We start from the raw sequence: 23675 nt of genomic DNA on the forward strand, positions 1-23675 counted from the left end.
ACGTCCACGTCGCCATCGACGACCACTCCCGGCTGGCCTATGTCGAGGTCCTGCCCGATGAGCGAGTGGACACCTGCGCCGGCTTCCTGACCCGCGCGACAGCCTGGCTCGCCGGCCACCAGATCACCGTCGAGCGGGTGCTGACCGACAACGCCATGAGCTACCGCCGCGGCCGTGCCTGGATCGCTGCCTGCACCGAACTCGGCATCGGCCGGCGGTTCATCCGGCCCGGCCGGCCCTGGACCAACGGCAAGGCCGAACGCTTCAACCGCACCCTGCGCACCGAGTGGGCCTACGCCACCGGCTGGACCAGCAACAACCAGCGCACCGCCGCCCTGGACGCCTGGCTGCAGCACTACAACACTGCCCGCAGCCACTCCGCCCTCGGAGGCCACCCACCGATCAGCCGACTGACCGCGTGAACAACCTGTCTGGTCACGACATCTAGGACGTGACCCCGGCACGATCTCCCGCGAGATACGGCGCAACGCCGCCACCCGCGGCGGCAAGCTCGAGTACCGGGCAAGCGTCGGGCAGTGGAAGGCGCAGACCGCCGCTCGGCGCCCCAAGCCGGCGAACTCGCGAGCAATCCGCGGCTGCAGGAGTACGTGCAGACGCGGCTGAGCGGGCAGCTGCAGCGCCCCGACGGGAGCACTGCGGCCGGGCCGACCACGACGTGGAAGGGCCTGAACAAGCCCCATCGTGGCGACCGGCGCTGGGCGCAAGCGTGGAGTCCGCAGCAGATCGCGCGGCGGCTGGTCATCGACTTCCCCGACGATGCTGACATGCGCATCAGCCACGAGGCGATCTACCAGGCGCTCTACATCGAGGGTCGCGGTGCGCTCAAGCGCGAGCTGGTGGCCTGCCTGCGGACCGGGCGGGCACTGCGCAAGCCCCGGGAACGGGCGCGCAACAAGCCACAAGGGCACGTGACCGCCGACGTGGTGCTGAGCGAGCGGCCCGCCGAAGCCGCCGACCGCGCCGTCCCCGGCCACTGGGAGGGCGACCTCATCATCGGGCTGAACCGGTCGGCCATCGGCACCGTCGTCGACCGCACCAGCCGCTACACGCTGCTGGTCCACCTGCCCCGCCTACCTGGGCACGGCACCGTCCCGCCGGTCAAGAACGGACCCGCGCTCGGCGGCTACGGCGCTATCGCCATGAAGAAGGCGCTGACCAAGACGATGAGCACGATGCCCGCCGACCTTCTTCGTTCGCTGACCTGGGACCGCGGCAAGGAACTCTCAGCACACGCTCAGTTCAAGATCGAGACAGGTATCGCGGTCTACTTCGCCGACCCGCACTCCCCCTGGCAGCGCGGCACGAACGAGAACACCAACGGACTGCTGCGCCAGTACTTCCCCAAGGGCACCGACCTTTCCCGCTGGCCACAAAAGACCTCCTCGCCGTCCAGGCCGCGATCAACAGCAGACCCCGCAAGGTCCTCGACTGGAAGACCCCTGCCGAGGTCCTGGACGAACGCTCGCTCCACCAGGCCGGTGTTGCAACGACCGGTTGAGACCACGCAGTACACGTCCCGTGCCTACGCCGCGCTCTGCGCTCAGCTGGGCGTGAATCGGTCGATGGGCGCGGTCGGCTCGAGTGCGGACAACGCGCTGGCCGAGTCGTTCAACGCGACCCTCAAGCGAGAGACGCTGGCCGGCGCCGCCGGCTCGGACAGCCCCGCGGAAGCCCGACGGGCAGTATTCGCCTGGCTCACCCGCTACAACACCCGCCGCCGGCACTCCGCCTGCGGCCAGACCAGCCCCATCGACTACGAGGCCCGCCAGGCCCCGGCTACGCTGCCAACCGCAGCGTAGACACCCCACGCGTGTCCAAGATTAAGGGGCAAGGCCCGGCCGTCGGCCGGGCCAGCGCCACGGAGCTCAGGTCGTCGTGCTGGTGGACGGCCAGCGGGTCGGGGGTCTGAACGAAGGTGCTGTTCTCGACCGGGATCGAGCAGCGAGCCAGCTCCTGCTGGGTGCCGGCGAACCGATTGCCGCTGATCACCCCCGACCCGCACCCACCCAGGTACAGCCGACCGGACATCACCGACCCGCCGGCGTTGATCGGCTTCGGCGTGCTGAACGTCGAGTCAGTGATCGACACCTCCCCGGCCGCCTCATACTCGGAGATCACGGGGAAAACCAGCCTGCGGATGTCGGCGTGCGTGGCCTGCAACGACCCGCCGGTGAGGGAAACGAAGCTCGAGTTCGAGACGCCGACCGCCGGATCCGACGGCCCATCACCGTTGGTGTCCCCACCGACCGAGTCATCACGCAACGCGGTGACCACCACCGGCGCCGCCGCAGTCCCGGCCAGCCGGACCAGCCCGCCGGAAGTAACTGTGAGGCCCCGTGCGGCCACCTTCACGACGGTGCCGGCGGCGATGGTGAGCGTGACACCAGACGGGACGGTCACCGTGGAGTTAAGGATGTAGGCGGTCGTGCAGTCGGGGGTCCAGGTGGTGTCCGCGGTGAGTGCGCCGGAGACGTGCTGGGGAGCGCGCTGACACGGCGCATTGGACGTCGTGACGGTCACGCTGGCTAGGGCCGCGATGTTGCCAGCCGCATCATGAGCGAACAGGGCGTAGGTGTAGGTCGCCTCTGCCACCACCCCGGTGTCGGTGTGGCTGGCCAGCGGCGCAGCAACCTCGGCGACCAACTCCCCGCCGGTCGGTGAGCCGGGGGCGGTGTCACCCCCGGCCCGGCGGATCACAACCCCGGCCAGGTCCGCGTCGCCGGGATTGGTCCAAGGCGGCCCCGATACCGCGGTGTTCGCCACCTATGTCGAGCACTTTCTGCTGCCCGCGCTGCGGCCGGGACAAGTCGTGGTGGTCGACAACGTCGGGGCGCACAAACCCGACCGGATCCGGGCCCTGGTCGAGGCGGCCGGCTGCCTGCTGGTCTTTCTGCCCGCCTACTCGCCGGACCTCTCCCCGGTCGAGGAGGCGAACAGCTCGCTCAAGACCCTGATCCGGGCGGCCAACGCCCGCACGCGGGCGGCGCTGGACGCAGCAATCGCCGCCGCACTGGCGGCGGTGACCACCGCCGATGCCGCCGGCTAGTTCGCCCACGCCGGCTACCCGGCCCGACAAGCAGCCTGATCACCGCTGTCAGGCCATGGGCGGTGCATTGTCCGACAACCCCAGTGGTCGACCATTCTCGTCAGTGATGACGATAAGGGGAAGGCTAATAATGCGAGTCCCAATTGTCTCCAGGACCGGCAACGCGGCTCCGAAGAAACGGACCGTTGCCGAGGCGGCAGACCCAGCATATGCCCTACCGGCCGTGAAGGCGGCGGACAGTGAAGCACTAGCGCCGGCCGCGATAGTCCTCGCCTGATCCCTAACCTCAGCAAGCGTCACCGGCAATTCACGAATCCGTTGAAGTGTCTGGCCAGCCCAACTCGCCTGCTGCAAGCCAGGGGGCAGGAGGCTCCGCCCATACTGGGCAGTCTGCGTGGAGGCAAGCCGAGCAACGTCGCGGCCTGTGTCGAGGGGCATTCCAATGAGCCGAGTAGCGTTCCCAGTAGTACGGATTTCTCGGATCAGTTCCTGCGTGTCCTGCGACAAGCTCATGAAGTCCCGCGCCCGCGTCAGCAGCGGCCGAAGGGCCTCGGATAGCGGTCCAACAGCTCGAGGATCGAGTCGGCGAAGAGTGTCCAGTGACGCGGCCAGTTGCTGCGATGCATTAGCGACTGCAGTTGTGGTATTTCGCAGGTTCTCTAGATGGCGAAAGGTTTGACCGGCTGACCCAACAAACTGCCCCGCCTGGGCTTCAGCTATCGCGGCCTCGAACGTTCCCCGGGTCATTGCATGGGAAGTGCCCATAATCCGAATGAGGTTATTCGCCTGCGTCTGGATGTCCCGCGCGAGGGTGGTGGGATCCGGTTGTCTACCATCGTCATCGCGGTAGAGAAGGGGGTTGTTATAAACGAAACTATACAAGTTCACTAGAAGGTTTAGCTCAGGCCGGCGACCGGGCTGCGTCGGATTCTCTCGCGCGTCTCGGGCGATCCCAGTGAACAACGCGTCGGGGGCCCTTGAGGCCCGCATCCCCTCCGCGTACACAGGATCACAGCTAACCCACCTAGTAAGCCAGGGGGCGTAGTAGCGAGCTCCGTGATAGGAGAGACCAGTCTCGTCGTCCCGCTCTTTTGCGGTATAGCGGAAACGCTTTGGTGTTTCGATGTGCCTACGAGCCGCTTGATAGGCAGTACTGCCGTAGGGGGTGTACTCTTCGTACGAAATTACACGCGATTGTTCATCAAGCTCGATGCTGCTTGAGGCAAGGTGATTACCAATCTGGTAGCGAGCAAGTTGAGGCGGCGCTGGGTCGGCGCCCAAGGTATCACGAGTTCGCATTTCGACTAGGGCGATTCGCTTAGAGTCGTCTCGGATGTGCAAGGCTTGCCGCTCCAGCGTGATTTCTCCACCACTGTGCCGCCTGTAGACCTCTAGGTCACCAAAGTAGAGGCGCTCCTCTGTGAGCCCTGCAGCTTTTTCCCAGACCTTACGGACGCGCTGTCCGACAGCGTTATAGAGGTAGTACGTGGTGCCGGAACTGCCGAGGTCGGCCTGCTGGAGTCGGTCGTCGTGATTCCAGTGCAGGTTCGGATGGGGATTGGAGCCGCCGAGGTGCGCCAAGCGCGTGGCGTTTCCGTGCGCGTCGTAGCGGTATCCGCTTTCGGGGGAGTTTCTGGTTCCTGGAGCAGTACGGCTGAGTTGGTTGTTATGCCTGTCCGGTTCAAGCAGGCTCGGTTCGCTGTAGGCATATTTGCGCGTCCACCCCGGGTGGGCCGGGTCCGTTCCCTGGTGTTGCAACTGAAGGAGGTTGCCGACCGAGTCGTAATTGTACGTTTCGGTGTAGGAGCCGAGTGCGTTGCCATCGCCGGGATGAGGCAGACCCATGCGAAGGGCGTCGTGGGACGAGTGCGGGACGGGGATCCCGCCAGCTTGGCCTAGATGTTCTCGGCCGGTAGACCTGACCAACCGGTATGTCGCGTCATAGGTATAGTCGCTACTAGGCTCGACAATCCGGTTATGGAAGAAGATTGCCTGCTGTGCGTCGTCTCGGATGCGTGTGATGTTGCCGGCGGGATCGTAGGTATAGCGCAAGTTCTGCAGTCCACAGGACTTGCCCTTGGATGGAGTGTCCGGCGCCGCGATGGTGGGTGGAGGTGGATTCGGGTTACCACAATCGTCTGTAAAGACCTCCCCGCGTCGGGTATACAGGTGCATTAGCCGGAATGTCAGCTTATCATAGTCGTATAATGTGCTGCTGCCGTTCTTATAGTCGATGCGCAGGCGCTGACCCTTGGCATTGTAGTCGATGTTGGCAACACCAACGGGTGAAGTCTGCTCGGTATTGGGGTCGAGCAGCGCGCCGGGCTCTTCGGCGTATTCCAGCCAGACGTCCACCCGCTCCAGCAGGCTGGCTTCGTTGAACATTGGTTGGATGACATTGCGTTTCGCGGGGCTGAGATCGCTGCGCGGTGCGATGGACTGGATGGGGCGGTTGAGCGCGTCGTATCGGGTGACGCCCTCAAACTTTTCATTCTCCAGCTCGGGGCCCAGGAGCCAGTCTGGGATGGCGGTGTAGTCGCTGACGAGCTGCCTCGTGCTGCGCAGCAGGTTGCCTTTGAAGTCGAAGGCCTCGGTCGGGCTGTCATCGGCGCCGAGGCTGGCGTTGGTGGCTACGCCTGCCGAATCGAGGTGGCGGTAAATTCGAGTGCGCAGGTTGAGCGTTGCAGCATGGGCGACGCTCTCGCCGTAGTCGATCTTGTCAACGAGGATGTCGCGGTTCTGCGTCTGTGGACTGGATTCTGAGGTGGTGCCGCGCACGGTCTGCTCCACGGGGCGGCGCAGGGCATCATAGGTGGTTGTAAAGTTGTGGCCTCGGCTGTCCCATACGCGGACAGGTTTGCCGGCCACGTCGTTGAGCCTCCAGCGTGCTCCGGCGTCCATGCCAAACTGGCAAATGCGGTTGCCCAGCATGTCATAGGTGCAGCGCATGACAATACGGCCGAGCGAGTCACCGGCCTGCTGGATGGCGTCGCGCACGACACGCTGGTTGCCCTGGATGTCCAGGTCCACGCGCGTGGCGAAGTTGTCGTCGGTGCCGTCAAGATCGTGGCCAGGGCAGACAACGCGGTTGCGAGCCACGGTGAGGAATGGGCGGCCCAGGGTATCGAAATGGGCGGCGGTCGGCGTATCGGCATGTGCAGCGGCCCGTTGCGCGGCGTCTTGCTCGTCCGCTCCCCGTGCGCCACCGATGCGCTGCGCAAGCCAAGTCCGCCATGGCTCGGCGGCATCACCTATCGACGCCTTGAAATACTCGGTGACATAGCCGCCGATATCCGGGTCGGTGCGCGGGTCCCCGGTTTGCAGACCACGGGCGGCGCAGGTGTCGTTGACGTCGTAGGTGGTCTGATGCCAAGAATCGAACACCACCTTCTCGTAGGTGTGGTTTGGGTGCAGTGTGGCGATCACGCGGCCGGCGGGGTCGTAGAAAAGCACCGGGCTGACGCCGGCCAGGACGCGGAACTCGTAGTCGTGCGTGGCACTGAAGAAGGGCTCGTACTGACGGACCGGTTTCCCCTTGTTGTTGAAGATGGTCCAGCCGCTGCAGACCCAGCGGGGATTCACAGCAGGTGCCTGCGCGTCGTTGATCTCCACCGGTCCCGGTTCAGCCTGAATCTTCTTCTGGATTTCGCGCCCGAAGCCATCGGAGTAGGAGAGGCTGACCTTGATCCTCAAGCCATGAGGCGGCAGGGGACTGTTGACGTGGGTCTCCCGACCGAGCGTAGCGGCGCAGGCAGGTCGCCATTTAATTGGCGCGTTGGGATTGGCCTGCCGCGTGCGGTGGAAGCGGTCGAGGTCGTAGACGATGCGCGTGGTGGCACCCTTCAACAGCGCCGCCGCGGTGGCGCGCGGATCCGCAGCACCGAAGAAGCCGTCGAGCTGCGCCTGGGTGAGATCGGCGGCCAAGCCGGCCAGTGTGTCGCCTTCCACCGGTGCGGGCGGCGGCTTGCCCATGACAGCGATGCCCACCACCATCCCGAGGGTGTCGAAGGCTACTTCAGTCTGGTTGTGGTTAGGGTCGCTGACGAGGCGTGGCTGCAGGACGCGATAGTCGTTGACGTCTACCGTCACCCGGTTGCCGAGCGCGTCACGTGTTTCCGTGATCAGCAGGTCTTCGGCGTCGAAGTCGACGAAGGCGTCCTGACGGAAGGGGTCGCGATAGCGCCGCGGCAGGAAGAAGTGCTGCCGCGCCTGCACCAGCTCAGTTGCTGAAGCATCGAGCGGATTGTTCGTGAAGAACGACTGCCCGGAGGGGATCCACCAGGAATCATCGGCATCGGTAGCAGGAAAGAGCCCCTCGGTCTTCATGGCCTGGGTTCGCAGATAACCCCCGCGATCTCCGGCTTGTCCGCCAAGCACGGTCCCTGGGTCTGGCAGTAGCGCCTCGGCCGGCTGACCCGCACGGGGACGCTGGAAGGCCTGGGTCAGCAACCCGGGCGTGAAGGCGAGCCTGTAGCTCTCTCCGGGCAGGGCGAGTGACTGCAGCTCACCGAGCGGCAATAGTCCGGTCAGATCGTCGCGCCGGTAGAGCGTCCGCAGCAACTCGATGGGGCGGCGACAGGGGCTCCCTGTCGGCTCGGCCTCGTAAGGAACCTCGTCTGTGACCTCGTGAGGCATCCGGCGGGCAGCGGCACAGTCCGCCTTAACCAGGTCTGAGGCTTGGAAGCGGCCAGCCATCCCAGTGGGGGTGTAGCCCGTCAGCTCATAGGTCAACGCCTCGCACGGCAGCGGTGTGCGGTAAGTGTCCGATGTCTCGATGGCGTTGGTGACGCGGTTCTTGGTGTAGGTCAGCAGCGGGGTCGTCTGCTTCGCTTGATCGGTGGCATGGAGAGCGGTAAGACCGGGGTTCGGCGCCTGCAGCGCGTCTCCCTGGTCGTCGACAGCACGAATCTGCCTGCGCCGCCCGTAGCCGACGGCCGCTTGCTTGAGCACGTTGCCGAAAGCATCGACCTCCAGCGTCAGCGCGTGCTGTATGCGCGGGTCGGCCGGGTTCCGCTCGTATTGGTAGACAATCGCCTCGCCCGCATGGGGGAAGAAGACGGCGTGGCGGTTGCCTCCTCGGGGCTGCATGGTGCGAACGGTGAAGTTTTGTTCGGTAACGGTGTATGGCGCGCGGGCGCGCTGAACCTGCTGCGGCGTGGCGCCCTGCCCGGCGTCATCGGCATAGACCTCTTGGCGCAGCATGGAACCCCTGAGGGCGCGACAGGCTTCCTGCTCCTCCCCTACGGTCAGGTCCCCAGGGATGATCGTGTCCGGCAACAGTAGGGCTCGGGCTTCTACATCGGTGAGCCCGGGTTCGCGGAAGTACTCGCCGTTGTCCGCAGCGTTGCGCAGGCTAGCGAAGTAGTTGGAGATGTGGTCGCGTCCGGAGTAGAGACCCGTGTGAAACCAGGTCTTCGTATGCACCGGCGGTATGTTCGACTCTGGGGCGATGTTGTCTGCTGGGATGTTACCGTCGGTAAGTGCCGCAGAGTCCTCGGTATCCCACTGCTCGACCATTCCGAAGCCGCGGAACTCGCGCTCCTCGCCATCGAAGTAGCCGTGGTGGTAGGCGTAGCGCGTGACAAAGCGATTGCGGCTGATGTGGTCATAGGTCGTGACCTTCTCGACCACGTGAACCGGAAAAGGAAGGCGCGTTATCCAAGCGTTGCCGTCACGCTTGTCGAGAAGATAAAACTTGGTCGACGGCGCGTAGTCGATGCGGGTTTCGGCGCCCAGGTTGTTGACAGTCTTGACCAACAAGTGGGGCTTTGTTCCACCCATCAGGTCCACGTAGCGCATCTGCCGCCCCGCATCGCCGGCTAGCGGTGATGACCAAACCAGACAGGCGGTGCCTGTCCCGAGCAGGTCAATCGGCAAGATACTAACGACTTGGTCGACGCGCGGAAACACCGCCAGCTCCTGTGGCTTGCTCCAACCGTTCCCCGACTGATTGAAGTACAGCCGCACGCCGTCACGGTGTAAATAGATGATGTCCGTAGTGCCGCTACCGTCGATGTCGGCCAGGCGGATGCGTTGTTGGTCGAACTGGTCCGGGTTGTCGAACCACGGCGCGTTATCCATCGTGACCTTTGGACCGAAGCGACCGGAGCCCAGGTTGGGCCAGTAGCAGACCTCGCCGTTGCGGATTCGGACGATGTCGGTCAAACCATCACCGGAAAGGTCGGCCAGGTAAATGGACCGCCTGCCGTCAGTGAACGCGACGTGTGGGCCCTCCTCTTCATCGAGCGCTTGCGCGACGCGCTGCGCCGGACCGAAACCCTCTTCGGCGAGCGATGCGTGCCAGACCAGGGCGTCATCCTCGGTGATCAGCACGTCGGCATGACCGTCACCATCGAGATCAACGAGACTGACGTTCGGATCGCGGATGTCAAAATTCAGGCGCGAAGTGAAAGAGCGGAAGGGCTGCCAGCCGTCGGCCCCGTCATGCTCATAGAAGCCGGGCATCGGATCCTGCATGACTACGACGTCGGGCTGCCCATCGCCGGCTAGGTCCACAAGCTCCGCGCCGCCACTCAGGGCGACAGTCGGCTTGAGGGCAACCGTCTCAAGTGGGGCGAACTTCGCCTTCACCAACTCCCGGCCCTCAGACCTCTTATCCGGGATGGCGCTAAGGTTGCGCATGTAGTGCCAGGCACCAGCCTGCTCGGTGAGGATCCCGGGGATGCCCTCGCCATGCAGGTCGGTCCAGCGGTAGGAGGTGCCATCCAGACCGACGGGAAGGTTGTCCAGGCTCGACGCATCCACCTGCTCCACCGAACTTTGGACGATGGGCTCGGTGTACTCAAATTCGACGGGCGGGAGACTCCGCGAATCGTAGCCGCCGTTTGCACGACGGTAGACGGTCTGTGCGACGGAGCGCAAAAAGGTATACGCTGGATTGGCGACGGCGGTAGTGTCCACGTCATCCGAATACGTGAAATCCGTGGAACGTACGAGGCAATCCCGACCCACATCGATTTGCCCAGGAAAGTGATGAAACATCAGAACGCGGCGACAAGTCCGATAGGTGCGGATCTCAAACCCGGCGCGGTAGGAGGAAAACGGGTCGTTGCGCGTTGGCCATTCACGGATATCGCTCGACGTCGGCACGTCCACGTCATGCTCACCATAGTCGAGAACGATCTCGAACAGCCAGGAGTTGCTTCCGTCCGGCGCAACGGCATCCTGGGGCTCCGGCCAAGGGGCGTCGTCCTCGAGCACCGGGAAGTAGGGTGGACGGTTGCCATAGCGGATGCGTTTGAGGTAGCGCTGCGCCGAACGCGAGCCCGTCGTCCTATTGCGTTCGTGAGCTTTGACAACGGCGTTGCCGAGCTTGTCCTCGAAAATCCGGACGGAATCCTCCTCGCTGTAACCGTAGACGATGACGTTCCCTTTGTCATCGTGACTCTGGCAAATCAGCCAACTAAAAATGTGGCTAGCGTTGACAGGGTCAGAAAGGCGACTCTCAGGCGTCCTGCCGTACCAGGAAGTGATGTTGTCTTTGGATATGGAGCGCCAGAACACGTCGGTTACGTCGAACGTGTTCTCCCAGCGCTCGATGCGCGCAAAGAGTCCCTCGACCCGGGGGCGATAGCGAGTGACCTGATATGTGATACCACCCACGGTCCGTGCAGGCAGCCTCTCCCTCTCCCATTGACCGTGAGGGTTCTGAACAAGTATTGGCACCAAGTCCTCGGCGCCAGAGAGAACAAAGACGTCCGATTCCTCCGCGTCACGGTATTTAGGCAGGCCCTTGTCAGTTTTGCGAGTGATGGCCGGGAGCGACAGATTCCAGCCGAAGCCGAACGAGCCATTGCCTGACCCGGAGTCGTAGGCGAGCGAGAGGCGGGGCCCGAACCCGGATCGCCCGGGACTTGTCGCGATCGGTACCGACATCGATCCCGTTCCGGTAACGGGATTGGCGGCAAACTTCTCGCCCACGCCGCGGATCGCCCCACCGCCTTTGGGCAAAGATATAGAGGGGATGACGGGCTTTTCGCTGTCGCTCCGAGCCTGCGCCGTCTCTGATAGCATCATCGGTCACCTCAGATGAGTCCGGCACTTTCCATGCAACGTGGCAATATGATTCTGGATGCAAGTTGTCCTGGTTGGCAGAGGCTCATCTCCGTCGGCCCGGTTGCGTGCGCTGCTATGGCCCTGTCTCCCGCGTGAGCACTAGACGAAGACCGCGCATTGTGCTGTCGCTCAGGTGAAGCGTCAGCCCGCCTAGGACGGACGGATGCGGATCGCTCGGCCAGCCCACGCGAACGCCACCGCGAGTGTCGTCGGTGGCGAGGTTGTGGGATGGGGTCGGACTGACTCCCATTCGCCAAAGCAAGCTCGGCACCATCAGCCCGTCCCGCTTTACCATTGTTGCCCTAGCGTTCTTCAACGGTGTAGTGACAGATGAGCCAGACGTCCTGGAGCTGCGCCATCAAGTCGGCGGACACGCTGCGGGCGTCGAAGGTGCGCGCGTTGACGTCGGTGTCCCGCGGGTTCCACGTGAGTTCACCCTGGTGTGCGCTGAGCACGTCGGTGCGGCCGCTCCACGCAGCGAGCCCGTCGAGGGCGCTGCCTCCTAGCTTCGCCTTTCTCAGCTCCGTGATGGCATCGGACAAGTCCTCTCGTCCGCGCAGGAGGACGTCGACCGCCTTGATCGTGATCTCGCGGTCGCGCACGAGGAAGGGAAAGCGGTCCCCGATCTCAAGGGTGAGCGCGCGGTCGCCAGTCGCGGCGACCAAGCGATGCCAGCCAGAGAACTCGTGCCGAAGACTGAAGAGGCGGGCGAGCCCGGGTTGTCCGTCACTTCGCGAGAGCAGCAAGTTGAAGTCGTCGCGCAACGCTGTCACCGCGGCGTCGGCCAATCGCGAGCCTCCGTCGCGTGCGGTGTAGCGGAGGTGCAGGACGACGTCCGGGATGAGGGAATGGTCGAATTGCTGGAAGGTGGATGGCAGCTCCAGGCGCCACCGGGAGATCGCTCCACGTCGGTCAAACGGCAAACGCCGTGGGTCCCCGAGCTGTGGGTCGAAGAGCCCGAATTGCTCCTGCGCGCCGCTCGTGACGATTGACTCCAGTGGGCTCGCCGCGTCCATGAAACGCGAATCGTCCGTCAACAAGCCGGATTCATCTCGTGCCCGCGGATACGCATCGCCGATGGTTGGGCTCACCCGCTCGGAGCTCCGCAATAGGGTGAGCGTGCAGTGCACCGGAACGTAAGGACCCGTCACGGCTGGGATGCTGAGCGACGCCGTCTTGATCCGGCGTCGATAGTGGCCGGGCCGGTCGAGGTCGAAGAGTCCTTCCGGGATCTCAAATTCACATGCCCCGGTCATCTTCAACCGCACGAGCGCCGCCGGGTCGAGCTGGGCGAGCGAGACGTGCTTCACCATCTCGTGTTCCCGCTGGTCGAGGTCGAGGTAGGCGACCTCCATGCGTCGGATGTCGTGTGCAAGTTGCTCTCCCGCCAGGAGGCCCTTGCGGAGGCTGTCCCAGTGGTCGAAGCGGATGAAGGGGCTCCCCGTGACCCCCAGTTCGTACCGGTAGGCGCGTTCGGCACGCTTTGCGACGTCGTAGGCGAGCTGGTAGCTGGCGAGATAGACGGTCGAGATCTGCGTGACCAGCCAGTCGCACAACTCCTGGTTGGTAAATCTTTCGTGCATGAACACGTCTTCGGCCCGAGCGTTGGAGGTCTGCTGGTCGTGGACGCGGAGCTCCTGCGTGGCAATGGAGACCCGGACTCCCGCGGCTACGAGTTGCTTGCCGATCTGCTCGATCTCCGTGAGGGTCTGCCGTGCTTGGTGCATCCACTCGTCTGCTCGGCGCTGATGGCTGGCCAGGAGCCCGTGCAGGTTGGCACGGCTCGAAAGGTCATTGGACTCGGCGTTGAGCGCGGTTGACTGCATCCGCGCATGGGTGGAGAGCAGCGTGCCGCCGAGTTCCGCCTGGATCACCGGGCTCGACACCCCCTGGGTGCCCAGCGTGATGTCCGGAAGTAGCGACAGCATCTGCGCGAGCACGTCGTAGTCGAGAGCGAGCTGCTGCTTGGCGTTGGCGGTCTGCAGTTCGTCGAGCTGGCGGCGTTCGAGCGTATTGAGCGGCAGAGTGACCGTCTCGTCGGGGCCTGCCGGCTGGACTGAGAGTGACAGCGTGCGTTGGAGCTGGTCGACGGCCCCGCGAACGTCGGGGGCGACGAGCTCGGCCAGCCCGAGGACTGTCTGTGCCGCGCCGCTCCGCGTTGCCGCGTCCTTGAGGGCGCGCCCCAACCGATCGGCCAAGCTGGTATCGCCGGGCGGTGCGATCGTGATGGTCTCGACCGCCGCTAGCAGTTCAAGGTGATGCGTGAGCTGTGCCTGAGAGAGCTCCAGCGACTTCGAGAGCGCGTCGACCTGGGCTTTGGCCTCTTCCAGCTGCTGCTGCCGTACGGCACGGGCGGCGTCGAGGACGCTGCGTTCGTGGGTGGAGCGCAGCAGCTCAAGACCTTGTGCGTCCCGACGCTGGAAGGCGTCCAGCAATGCACCGCCGAGGGCACGTACGTCGGCGCATAGCTCCGTCGCCTTCTGCACGAGGACGGCGAAGCGCTGCGGCGGGAGGGCGGCGTCGCGATCGGCGAGAGCCGCTCTGAGATCGATTCCGGCCGCCGTCGCACGTACGAGCAGGCCCGGATCGATGGGCGGCTCGAACAGAGGCAGATCCCGGACGATCCCCTCGATGTTCATGCAGTGGCGAATCTTGAAGAGCCGGTCAGTGACCCGGTCCCAGCGCTCGAGCAGACGGGGATTGTGCGGGACGCAGAAGTACAGGGCATGGGTGAGGGGCACCGGCGGCTCGGGCAGAGCTAACGAGACCGGTGGCGCGCCAGAAGGCAGCAGGTCCTCTATTTCCACCAGTGCGTTCGACAGTTCGTCGAGTTTGGGTTCGAGCGTGGCGAAGGTCTCGGGAGCCCGCTGCTGCCGGCGTGGTATGCGCTCAGGGCGTGGACCGAGAATCGATGCCGCGAGCACATAAAGCTGCAGCGCCTCGTTGACCGTCTCAGGTGTGTCACGCCGGAACAACGTATCGCCGTAGGCGATCAGGTTGTCGACGTAGGCCATTACAACGGCCCGCTGATAGGCGCTGATCCGCCAACGCGCTACAGCATGCGGTCGAAAGGGATGGCGCCGCCACTCCGCCACCTGAGTTCGTAGGTCCTCGCGCACCCGCGACTGCCGAACGACGGTGAAGCCGGCCGCCGGCCCCGACCCCGCCGGAGACGTGAAGTCCGTCCAGTCGGCCCAGCCCTCGGCAGGGTCGACGCCGACATGCCACGTACTCCAGGCGCGCCCACTCCGGTCCGTGATCCACAACTGGAGCCGCCGATCGGACAGCGAGCTGACGCCGACGTCCCTGACATTGTTGGGTGGCGAGCCGGCCTGTGGCCCAGAGCCACCCGGCTGGACGAAGTCGGTCCACGCAGTCCACACGGCATCGGGGTCCGCCGTCTCCGTCACCGTGGTCCGCACTTGCCCGAGCGCGTCCACCGCCCAAAGCTGCACGCGCCCGTCGGACAACGGCGCGGCTGTCAAACGGGCAACGCCGTTGGAATCGGGTCCGCCACCTGGCACGGCAGCAAGGAGGTTCGTCCACGGTCTCCATGGGGCGGCGGGATCCATCGACTCCTGCACGGTGCTCAAGACGCTGCCCTCGCCGTCGACCGCCCACACCGCCAGGCGTCCGTCGGACAGGCGCGCAGCGGCGACCTGGACGACCGCTTCAGGCGCCGCCCCGCCAGTTGGCCCGGCATCACCGGTGAAGTCCTCCCACGGTGTCCACGCGGCCTGCGGGTCCGCTGATTCTTGTGCGGAGGTGGCGATGGTGCCCGCGGCGTCTATGGCGAAGAGCCGGAGGCGGCCATCCGACAGTGCGCCGATCGAGACCTCCGTCACGCTGTTCGGGCGTGCCGGTCCCGTCGGAACTGCCGCGAGGAAGTCCGTCCAATCCATCCACTGGGCATCCGGATTGGCCGTGGCCTTCACCGTGTTACGGAGACCGCCTAGCGCATCCACCGCCCACAGAGCCAGGCGCCGGTCGGACAGGGCTGCGGCGGCGACGTGGCGGATGCCCAACGGGGGCGCTCCCGACGTCGGCCCGCCGACCCTGGCGGTCAAGAAGTCGCGCCACGGCGTCCACGGGGCATCCGAAGCTGGGGTCTCTTGCCAGGTCGAAAACAGCCAGCCATACGAGTCGATCGCCCACAACTGCAGGCGACCGTCGGCGAGCGGGCCAGAGACGACCCGGGCGACCTTGCTGTCCTTCGCCGCCAGTAGCTCCAGCAACTGGCGAAGCTGCAGAGGGCGCCCGCCCTCGCGGAACGGACGCGTGCGCCAGTAGCGCCCCGGCTCGGGGTCGGCCGAGTCGTCGGTCGGATTAAAAATGAGGTGGAACCACTGCTGCGCCTCAGCGAAGCGCTGGTTGCGGCTCAGGCGCTGGGCAATGAGTAGCGGCGCGTGGAAGAAGAGCTCCCAGTTGTAGGGCGCGTATGCCCCACGGGCCCCGAAATCTACGTCCTCTCTTGGGGGATCGTCGGTCCAAACGGCTGCAGCATTTGGCGCATACTCGGCAGCGAAGGTTGCACCGCCGTCCGTCAGGTCCTGCGTCGCCGGCGACAACAGCTCTCGCAAACCGCCCCCGGAGAGCCGGGCCATAAGCGCTTCGGAGTGCGGATGATAATGAGAAGAAAACTGAAGCGCATTTACGCCGTCACGCTCCTCATAGGTGGCGAGGTAAGTGCGCTGGCGGTCCTCGAAGAAGAACCCATCCTCAAGCAGAACGCTCATCTGGATGATGGCCGTCGACACGGTTGGCATTTGATGTAGGTTGTTGGGGCCCAACGGGAAAATAGCCCGGAACCGGTTCAGTGCCGCAGCCCGCCGACGATCAAGGACAGTGACCGGTGTCGGCGCTGCCCGACCCCCCGGATCACCCACGAATGGGTTGGCTGGGGGTCCGCTGCGGCCGATGATGAGCGGTGATTGCCCGGTCGAGGACCGTTCCACAAAAGCATTTCCGTCGAGGAAAGTGCCAGCAGGAGCGCCATGCGTTACGAAGGGGTCGGAGACCTTGATTTCGTTCGGATCGACGGTGAGCGGTCCCTGCGCGGACGAGAACCGCACAAGACGCCATGTCCAATCAGTCAAGCTTGTGCCTACGACCCTGGTCGGATAACCGATGACGATGTTCAGAACTTCGGTGCCCCAGGGCCAGTAGGCGAGCAGTACAGCGGCGGAGAAATCGTCAGCCGGGAAGGTTGCGTGCAGTCGTTCGGTCAGCTCCTGCGTAGCGGTCCATCGCTCCGGTGTCCGTTCACTCCAGGCGAGTGTGACCGCCCAATACCGAGCTGGCCTCTCCGGATCCTTGGGGATCCTTTCCGGCTCGTCGGCCTCCTGTGTAGTCTGTACCCAGAATAGGAATAGGCGCCCGTGCCACACTAGTGGCACGACATGGTCGCCTTGGATGTCGAGATTGATGCGTTCCCAGCCAGTCCAGGTCCCTGACTCCGTGCGCCGACGATAGTGATAGGCGTGGGGAGCGTTATACGTTCGGGCGATCACATGAAGAATTTCGCCTCCTGCAACCTTCTCCCGAGCGGTACCGGTCACTTTCAGCCGCGCCACCTGTTCCAGCCGCTGAAGGTAGCCAGCAAACGCGCGCGCCGCGGCGGCGTCGGTGAGGTCACTCTGCTGAACTTCACTCTCGAGTTGTCGGAATGCTTCGGTCTTATCGTCACGAAGTTCCGGATCCAGCCAGTTCTCTGGATACAGGAAGACCCTTCTATTGGCTTCCCAGACGCGGTAGCTCTTCAGCCATTCCCACAGGTCGGCCGAGATCGCGCTTGGTGGGACCTCGCGCTCAAGCCCCAAGAGGCACCGCTGAACGAACAGTTGGACGGCGCCGGTCGCCTGCCGAATCCGCGACGTCGTTGCACACGGGTCCATCTCGACGTCGGCTAGAAAATGGCTCAGCATCTCGGTGGGATCCCGAAGGCGGTGATGAGCGACGAGGTACGCGACGAGTGCCTCGCGCTGTCGCTCGCGCAGCGCGTCCCGTAATACGCGAACACGGTCCAACCATCCGCTCTCGCCCAGCGCGGCACGGACGACCCTGCGGACAAGCAGGGCCTCGTCCTCGCCCGGCTCCTCGGCGGCGAAGGCCCACAACTCGGACGCTGACCCTCCGATGAGGCGCAGCGCGTCGAAGAGGGTGAAGAGCTGCGCGAGGCGACCCGGCTCGCGAAAATCAGCGTCCTGAAAGTTCAGGCCTTTCGGTCCGACGGCGAAGGCGAGATCTTCTGCATCCCACCCAAGCTGGCCCGCCAAGACCTCACGGACATCGCTTGGGCGAGCAGCGAGCACCGCCGCCAGCACGTCGCCGCCCGCCGGCAGCCGGTCCCGGAGTGCGACCAACGTGACCAGCCGTCGCCATCCCGCAAAGCGAAACATGTTCGAGCAGCTGCGCAGCGCCGGCAGATCATTGATCCAGTTCCAGTCCTTCATGACCAGTAGCGAGAGAAGTTCCGGCGGAGCGATGGTCAATCGGGACGCAAGAAGAGCGAGCTTGTGCAATCGGGTGAGGGCCATCTGCTGATCAGGGAAGGCGGTCGTGAGGTCGGCGACCGAGTCCGCGGCGAAGCTTGCGTTCAGAAAAGCGTCGCGTGCAAATAGCCCGGGCCTGCCCGGCCACGCCAATCGGCTGGCGAGGACCTCTCGGACTAGTTTTTGATCCATCCCCACAGAAGCACCGAGCATTGAGCTGATCAGTTCATCACCCGCGCGGGCGCGTAGGTGAGGGAGCAGTCGTCGCTGGACGAGTCCGAAGCGCTCAGTTGGGCTTCCCGCGCTGTGGAAGAGCCAATGGGCGTCGTCCGCGCTGATGAACCGGTTGAGTCCGTCGGGTTCATCATGTAGTTGCCCCGCGGCGAATAGGTCGTCGATCGCGGCCTGATACCTCGGGGCCGACGCCAGCATTCGCAGCTCGTCCCGCTGCGCGGGCGTCATCACACCTAAGAATCTCAGGTTGCCGGTGTCGGCGTCGAGTGCGAATCGCTCGACTAGGCGCACTGGTACCTGAAGCAGCACGGTTAGCGCCTTGACGGCCTCAGCCCACGCTATGTCACCTCCGCCGAGGTCGAGAAGGCGATCACGCTGACTCGACGAAAGCGACCCTTGAAGCCGCAACTCGTGCGCGGTTTCGTCGTACACCAGCCGGTTCCGGAGCTCGAACGGAATCGCGTCCGGCATCTTGAGGCCATGCGGCAGTTCGGTCAGTGGCGCCGTCAGCTGCAGCGGGACCGTGAATCGCGGCAGGTGGAAGCTTTGCATCTGGCGCCGCACGAATTCAAGGCCCTGTTCGAGACCCTGCCAGCTCAGTACGTACAGGTCCTCTACCGCCTGCGTGTACTCGTCCGTGTCGGCGTCGCTGCTCGCGAGCTCGAGGAGGGTGTTGCGTTGTTCGTTGGTCAGCACTCCTAGGCAGCGCATTTCACTCGCTGCCACGTCGAATACGACCTTGTCTCGGAGGTCGGCGGGAAGATCGGCCGGAAGGGAGATGCCGGTCGGAAGTGCGGCGAGGTCCACAGCGGTGCGGGCGCCGTCGGGTTCCGTGCCGAGTACCGCGGTGACGGACTCGACGAGGTCGGGCGGCCAGGCCAACTGCGCGAGCAGCCCCCGGGTCGTATCGCCTCGGTTGTCGGCGGTCTCCTGGAATTCGACATGGATGCGCTGCAGCCCGGAGCGGAGATTGGTGAGCGTCGCGTGCAGCTGCGCAGGCGAGGGGCCGATAGGCGCAGCCGAGGAATGGTCGCCGCGCAGCAGATAGTCTAGCTCGTCGAGTGAGAAGCCGGATGCGCGGATGCGGTCGACTTCCTCGACGAAAGCCAGAGTTGTGGCGCTGCGTTCACTGGGCTTGCCCGCGTCCGGGAACGGCGGGAGGTCGCACAATGCGCGAACTCGGATGAAGTCCGAGACGCTTAGTCGCAGCGCGCGGGCCAGTGTTACCATAGCGTGCAGTTTGGAGAGGTTGGCGAGCTTGAGTTCGTCGGGGACCTCGCCTGGCACCAAGCGAGCTAGGTCTGGCACGGACAGGCCCAGTGCTGCCGAGACGGTGCCCATGTGTGCGGTGATGGTCTGTGACGTGTCGTGCAGCTCGTTGCGCTGGGCATCCAGCGTAAGGGCGGCATCTGGGGGGTTGAGGACTTGCGGGTCGGCGAAGACCCGCTCGTACGAGGACGGTGACGCGACCCCGTCGCCCGCGTGATCGGTGTAGTGCTTGGTGTCAAGCGTCGACCACCAGGCGACGAGCCTCCACACGGGTACATCTAGTCGGGTCCGCAGCCGCTCGACATGCGAGATCCACAGCAGCGTGTCGTCGTTCAGCAGCGTGTCGTCGTCCAGCTGCCGACTATGGGCAGTGATCGCACGGTCGACGTCCTCTATGTCCCAGGCGAGGGTGCGCTGCAGGCGTACGAGTCGGTGTATGCGTTCCAGTTCCTGCTCGTGCAGCCACGGGACCTGCATCGCGGCGACGTTACAAGCGTCGCCCGTCACCGTCGGTGTGACGGCCTCCGGGTTGACGTAGTGAGTGTCGAGCACAGTGAGGAGCTCGGTGAAGCTCAAGCCGCACTGTTGAAGGAGGATGGAGACGTGTCCGCGCAGAACGTTGGCCCACGCGCCGGAGACCAACGTTCCATCGCGCGTATCGCGTAGGTCGACGACGTGCTCGTCCAGGCCCCAGCGCGACCAGGGCTCGGAGCTGTGCGACCCGGTCATAAGCCCGGCCGCAATCTTGGAGGTCCCAAGTAGCTCTCGGGCGACGGTGGCACTGGTGCAGCGCTCGGCGGGCGCGACGATCTCCATCAAGTCCTGTCGCGAGAAGCCGACCAGGCCCAGATGAGCGCGGACCTCGTCGAGCCACAGGTCGAACGGGAGTGTCCAGGGGAAGATTGCGTCGCGAAGAACGTCATAGGTGGCCCCTAGCAGATGTTCCGGAGCCGTGCGCAGCTCCTCTTCCGTCCATGTTGTCTGCGGATACGGCGAGCCTTCTCGGCGCGGTGCGACGGCATTTTCCAGAAGTTCCAGGACCAGGTCGACATACGGCATACGCCGATTGGTGTTGTTGCACGTCAACTCAATGTGGGCGATGTCGGGGCGTCGAGTTGGGTCGAGCAGGATGTCCTTGGCCGTGCGGCCGTCTGCGAGCCTGCGGTCCCCCAGGAACTGCAGGATGTCCACCAGGTATGCCGCCGGGCTCGTGGTGGCCTCGCAGTCGTCACAGGCGCAGTAGTCCTGCGTGCCGAACAGGGCCTGGAGCGTGGCTCCCGCGCCACCTTGCACGAGCCCGTCGAGTGGGGTGGCGTCATCAATGACGGCAAGTGTTGGCCCGTGGAAAGCGGGGCCATGGCGGACTGCAACCGCCATGGCGAGGCCAGCGATGTCCGCCGCGGCGGCATGGATTGCGTCAGCCTCCTGCGTGCCACCCTCCAATTCGTGGCCGAGCGCGACGGTGATGTCGCGTCGGCCGACACGCGCGATCTTGAGCGCGGAGTCGAGTCCCCGAGAACGAAGCGCACTGGCGGCGCGGTAGCGGGGCCCTCGGTCCCGCGCCGGATCCGGTGGAATGACCTTGGCGATGCGCTCGAGCCGCTGAAGCTCAAGACGGAGCCCGTCGACATCATCGATCCCATCGAGGCTCGCGCCACTGCTGCCGAGGAAGTTTGCGACCGGCTCCTCGCCGAGCTCGAACGAGGCATTCTGCGCGAAGAAGAGCTGGAGCACCGAGCGGATGTCCTCAGGGACCGCGACGGTGCCGTCCTCGATCCGCGCTGCCAGCGTCGCCGTGGGGCAGCGCTCCTCGAAGGCTCGTTCGAGCTCGCGTGCGTAGGCCTTTCCGCGCTCCTCCAAGGTCTCGCCGGAGACGCGTGCGGGAGCCCCCGCGGCTTGCACCGCGTCCTCCCACTGTGCTCGAGACAGTGCCGCGCCGCGACGCAGGGCTTCGCTGTCACGCCCGACGCGATCCTGGAACTCGCGCATCATCGGGAGGTGACGCCCCGTCAACTGCGCGAGCTCAAGCGCCGTCATCACCTCCTCCCTCCGAGCGGTGAGCTCGGGAAGTGCTTGGACCGCGTCGCGGATGGCATTCGGACGGTCGAGGTGTGGGGCACACGCGCTGACCAGCGCCCGCCGGCTGGTGTCGTCCAGCACCGTGCCGAGGACATCGCCGAGCGACGCGGGCTCGCCGACGTCGGCAGGCCGGAGCGCGGTGTTGATCAGTACGCTGGCCACCTGCTCGAGCACGCGGTCTCGCTCGGCTGCTCGTTCCGCTGGGAGGAGGTTGTTGCGCAGCGCCTCGTCAATTACGCGCGCAACACCGTCTCGGCCAAGGCGCAGCAGCGACGCTGGGCTCGGATCGAGTCCGCTCCGCGCGACGCCGTAGAGGACGTCGACGGGGAGGTGTGTCTCAGCTGCGACGCGCTCGCTCCGCGCCAAGGCAGTGACGGCGTCGGTGCTTGCACCGCTGACGCTGGCGACGACACTGAGGCGCTCCTCGGGCAACTCTCGGAGCTTGGCCCCTCCCAGCAACGGATCTATGAGTGCCCGGATCCGCCCGTACTCCGCGGGAACACAGTCGGCAGGGACCTCGATGTCCACCGAAGCCTCGACGGCAGGGTCGATCGGCACCGCCGGTTGCGTTAACGCGTCGCGCGGGCCGAGGTCTCTTACGCGTACGACAAGACGGGGAACGTGGCCGTCATTTTCCCTGAGCCGCTTCCCATCGTAACTGACCTCGAAGACTCCCGAGCTGTCCGTGACCGCGTCGCCGAGCTGCTCGTCCTTGACCAGACCTTGATTCTCTAGGGTGACCGTGACGCCAGCCAACGGCGTTCCATCCGGCAGGCGTGCACTCCCCCGAACGACGCGGGCATCGTTCTTCTTGTCTCTGGCCGGTGTCGCTCCGCGGCGCTGCCCGAAGCGCCCCAGGCGCGTCATCCGAGCACAATTCGTGCAAGCAGTGATCGCCAGACTGTTGGCTCGACGAGCTTGTCGGCGAAGATCACCCAGGCGCCCCGGGTGACGCGCCCAGAACAGGGCCTCATCACAGGATGGTGCAGCGGACCGACACCTGCGTCAAGGCCCTTCGCCATGACCGGCAGTTCACAGAACTTTACAATCGTTTGCGGCTCGAAACAAAACTGGAGTGAAGTCAACCGGTCAGCGCATCGCCTGCACGATCTTGAGATGTGCGGTGGCGAAGCTGGGCCGGCCGGGCATGAGCGACTGAAGTGACCCCCGTCGGCTGAACACTGGTGTGCCCCCTGTTTCCCGGAGCCGGGTTACTGGATCCTGAGGCCTCCCAAGTTCCGGGGAGGGCCGCATGGGGCGGCGTGGGTATCCGGCGGAGTTCCGCCGCAAGGCGTTGGATCTGGTCGAGTCTGGCAGGCCGGTCGCCGATGTGGCGAAGGCGCTGGGCATAAGCGACCAGACGATCTACACCTGGCGCCAGCAGAACCGCATCGACAAGGGCCTCGAACCGGGCTTGACCTCCGCAGAAAAGTCCGAGCTGGCGGCCGCCAAGCAGCGGATCGCCGCCTTGAAGGCCGAGCTGGCCGTGCACCGGCGGGCCCCGAAGCTGCTGGGGAAGGTGGTGCCCCCAAGAGGCGGTTCCAGGCCATCGCCGTGATGGCGGGCGAAGGCTCTCGGTCCAGCTGGCCGCCCGCGTGCTGCAGGTCTCGGCGTCGGGCTACTACGAGTGGAAGACCCGCGCGCCCTCGGCCCGCAGCATCCACCACGCGCTGCTCACCGACGCCATCCGCGAGGTCCACACCCTCTCGCGCGGCACCTACGGCTTCCGGCGGGTGCACGCCGAGCTGACCCTCGGTCGCGGCCTGGTCGTCGCGCACGGAACCGTCGAGCTGCTGATGCAGCGCGCGGGGCTCAAGGGCGTCACCGGCCGGCCCAAGTGGGTACGCGCCCGACCCGACGTGATCGCCATGGACCTGGTCGATCGGCGCTTCGCTCGCTCGGCGCCCGATCAGCTGTGGGTCACCGACATCGAGCGCACGAGGCGCTCTTGAACCGAGCGGTGGTGAGAGGTCACCGCGGCCGGTCCGTCGCAGCGGGCCGGTGAAGCTGAGGGCAGCTCGATTCCGGGGATGCGGAGGAGAGCGGAAGCAGCCCTGACAACGACGGGACGGGTCAGCACTGCCAGATGGCCTAGTACTGCAACGGCACTTGAGCGTGTCGCTGTCGTGATCGGCTGAGGGCTGGTAGCAGCGTGGGCCGATGCGCTGCGATGGCCTGGTGGCCGAGGTGCAGGACTGGGCGGCGGGCCTGGAGGAGGTGCACGCCCGGATCGCCGGGGCGTTCGCCCGCGCGGAGCCGCGGGCCCGGGTGCTGGCCTATCTGCGCGGGTGTTGGGTCAGCTGGAGCGCAAGAACGGCTGGACGCTGGCCGAGGCCGCCGGTGAGGTGTCTCCGGACGGGATGCAGCGGCTGCTGCGCACCGCGGACTGGAACGCCGACGCGGTCCGCGACGAGCTGCGCGACTACGTGGTCGAGCGGCTCGGCCCTGGCGGGGTGCTC

Annotated in this window: 7 protein-coding genes and 3 pseudogenes; 7 read left to right on the plus strand and 3 right to left on the minus strand. The window is 65.3% G+C overall.

From position 1 onward, the window contains the following. From BM414_RS26980 to BM414_RS26990, 3 genes and pseudogenes are all read left to right on the plus strand, one after another. The coding region (locus tag BM414_RS26980; RefSeq protein ID WP_139246077.1) for an integrase core domain-containing protein at window positions 1-422 on the plus strand (422 nt) is incomplete at its 5' end. A 13-nt stretch (window positions 423-435) separates the two neighbouring features. After that, window positions 436-1519 (plus strand): annotated as a pseudogene (locus tag BM414_RS26985) (IS30 family transposase); the annotation flags it as partial. Window positions 1520-1529: 10 nt separating this feature from the next. Beyond that, window positions 1530-1820 (plus strand): annotated as a pseudogene (locus BM414_RS26990) (transposase); the annotation flags it as partial. Here the strand turns inward: BM414_RS26990 and BM414_RS26995 are convergent. Then, window positions 1798-2784, minus strand: coding sequence for a phage tail protein (locus BM414_RS26995; protein WP_175551852.1), 987 nt, complete (start codon window positions 2782-2784; stop codon window positions 1798-1800). The pseudogene BM414_RS26990 and the gene BM414_RS26995 overlap by 23 nt on opposite strands. On the opposite strand from BM414_RS26995, the gene BM414_RS27000 reads away from it, so the two are divergent. Continuing rightward, window positions 2774-3067 (plus strand): transposase, encoded by a 294-nt coding sequence (locus tag BM414_RS27000; RefSeq protein WP_175551853.1) that lies wholly within the window; start codon window positions 2774-2776, stop codon window positions 3065-3067. The genes BM414_RS26995 and BM414_RS27000 overlap by 11 nt on opposite strands. A gap of 48 nt (window positions 3068-3115) precedes the next feature. Here BM414_RS27000 and BM414_RS27005 read toward each other — a convergent pair whose 3' ends face one another. Beyond that, on the minus strand, window positions 3116-11008 hold the full coding sequence (locus BM414_RS27005) for a SpvB/TcaC N-terminal domain-containing protein (RefSeq protein WP_217644950.1): 7893 nt from the start codon (window positions 11006-11008) through the stop codon (window positions 3116-3118). Between the two features lie 437 nt (window positions 11009-11445). Further along, window positions 11446-22083: a Tc toxin subunit A-related protein gene (locus tag BM414_RS27010; protein ID WP_139246079.1), complete on the minus strand. Its 10638-nt coding sequence runs from the start codon at window positions 22081-22083 to the stop codon at window positions 11446-11448. Between the two features lie 385 nt (window positions 22084-22468). Between BM414_RS27010 and BM414_RS27015 the strand changes: the two genes are divergently transcribed. From BM414_RS27015 to BM414_RS27025, 3 genes and pseudogenes are all read left to right on the plus strand, one after another. Next, the gene (locus BM414_RS27015) at window positions 22469-22774 is read left to right on the plus strand and encodes a transposase (RefSeq protein ID WP_093584891.1); all 306 of its coding nucleotides are present in this window, start codon (window positions 22469-22471) and stop codon (window positions 22772-22774) included. Window positions 22775-22811: 37 nt separating this feature from the next. After that, complete coding sequence (locus BM414_RS27020; RefSeq protein WP_175551854.1) at window positions 22812-23168, plus strand: IS3 family transposase; 357 nt, start codon at window positions 22812-22814, stop codon at window positions 23166-23168. A 208-nt stretch (window positions 23169-23376) separates the two neighbouring features. Further along, a pseudogene (locus BM414_RS27025) lies at window positions 23377-23675 on the plus strand (transposase); the annotation flags it as partial.

The sequence above is a fragment of the Geodermatophilus amargosae genome, assembly GCF_900116515.1.
Classification (GTDB): Bacteria; Actinomycetota; Actinomycetes; order Mycobacteriales; family Geodermatophilaceae; genus Geodermatophilus; species Geodermatophilus amargosae.